Consider the following 1,291-nt stretch of genomic DNA (forward strand, 5'->3'; position numbering starts at 1 on the left):
GGGGGTCGAGGCGGACGAGACGCTCGGTGAGGGTCCAGGCGATCCGCCAGGCGCCACCCAGCGTGCCGAGCCCGACCGCGAAGGCGAACAGGAACGCGCCCCCCACGAACTCGGCCGTCAGGGCGTCCGGCGCCAGGACGGACCCGGACCCCACCAGCACGGCGGCCCACAGCACCCCCATGCGCTGCCCGGCCTGCAGGCCGTGGCCCATGGCCATGGCGCTGGCGGAGATGCCCAACCCGACGCGGGCCCGGTGCTGGACGTTGACCGTGGTGCCCCGGGTGGCGAGCCGCATGGCGAGCGCGGTGAGCAGGCGGGCGAGCGCCCACGCGATCAGGGGCGAGAGCAGCAGGCTGAGCAGCACCTCGGCGCGGACGAGGTCGAAGATGGTGTGGGCGACGTCGATGTGCAGGCTCAGGCGCACGGCGAGGTGGCTGCCCGCCAGCGCGGAGATCAGCGCGTGCGTGCTGGAGCCGGGCAGGCGCCGCCACCACAGCAGCAGACCCCACACGAGGGTCACCGCGCAGGACACGCCCACGGCCAGGGGGCCGATCTCGCTGCGCACCGCGGGCGAGGTGAAGTAGTGCACGCTCAGCGTGATGAGTCCGATGCCCAGCAGGGCGCCCACGGTGTTGACCGCCCCGGTCAGGAGGAGGGCCCCGCGCGGTGTCAGCGCCCGGTACCGGACAGGCAGCGCCGCGGCGTTGGGGGCGTCGCGGAACCCCATCAGCGCGCCGACGGCGCACAGCAGCACGAGGACGACGGCGAGCCCCGCGGTCACGGCGCCTCCACCGGCTCAGGACTCACGGACGAGCACCATGCCCAGGTCCATGTTCACGCGGGAGAGGGCCTCGAGCGCCGCGTGCAGCGCCCAGGCGACCTCGCGCTGGCGGTTGTAGTCGCGCTGCAGCAGGTCCATGCCGAGGTCGGCGAGCCACTCGACCATGATCCGCTCCGTGCGGCGGGAGGCGCGCAGCAGCTGCATCCACGTGGCCTCCAGGGCGTCGAGGTCGCGCATCTCGGCGGCGCTGCGGGCGAGCAGCTCGGCCTGCCGGCCCACGGTCTCGAGGACGTCGAGGGCGTGCGTCGGCAGCTCCTCGAGGTCGGCCCGTTGGATCAGCACGCCCGCCGACACGACGCGCCGGGTGGCCGCGTGCACGCCGCTGGCCAGCCGGTAGAGGTCCTGACGGGGCAGCGGAGTCACGTAGGCGCTGCGCAGCGCGGTGAGGAAGGCCATGAGGGTGGCGCTCGAGGACGAGTCGAGCTCCTCAAGCTCACGGGCGGCACGGTC

The 1,291-nt window shown here is 74.2% G+C and carries 2 protein-coding genes; both read right to left on the reverse strand.

Going from position 1 to position 1,291, the window contains the following annotated elements; all coding sequences use genetic code 11:
- Window positions 1-781, reverse strand: a 781-nt coding sequence (locus tag ACFWJO_RS39640; RefSeq protein WP_386873143.1) for an anion permease, incomplete at its 3' end; no start/stop codon positions are given.
- 15 nt (window positions 782-796) lie between these two features.
- The coding region (locus ACFWJO_RS39645; protein WP_386873145.1) for a hypothetical protein at window positions 797-1,291 on the reverse strand (495 nt) is incomplete at its 5' end.

Source organism: Streptomyces sp. NPDC127092, assembly GCF_042722475.1.
Lineage (GTDB): Bacteria > Actinomycetota > Actinomycetes > Streptomycetales > Streptomycetaceae > Streptomyces.